General features: G+C 49.4%; 1 protein-coding gene. It reads right to left on the bottom strand.

Features of this window, described 5'->3' with window-relative positions; all coding sequences use genetic code 11:
* On the bottom strand, nt 1-241 hold a 241-nt coding region (locus tag AAEY78_RS14760; RefSeq protein WP_352340224.1), incomplete at both ends, for an adenosylcobinamide-GDP ribazoletransferase.

Raw genomic sequence — 241 nt, 5'->3', positions numbered from 1 at the left:
CCCCTAGTCCATCACCCGTATAGCCATCAAGACGCCTACGTAATAAGCGCCGCATATACTCAGTGGCAACTAAAGCCAACACTAAGGCCAATAGCCATTGACCGATGCCAATCTGCTGTATGGCATTAGGAAATATAACCATCATTAAAACGCCTGCCACCAGTAACCAGCCGCTACTGAACAATCCTTGTAACGCTGTCAGCTGCTGCGCCATAGGTTTGGCCTTGGCATGCTCTATCTC

The sequence above is a fragment of the Psychrobacter sp. 16-MNA-CIBAN-0192 genome (assembly GCF_040309565.1).
Lineage (GTDB): Bacteria > Pseudomonadota > Gammaproteobacteria > Pseudomonadales > Moraxellaceae > Psychrobacter.
This window is presented reverse-complemented; position numbering and strand designations above follow the sequence as displayed.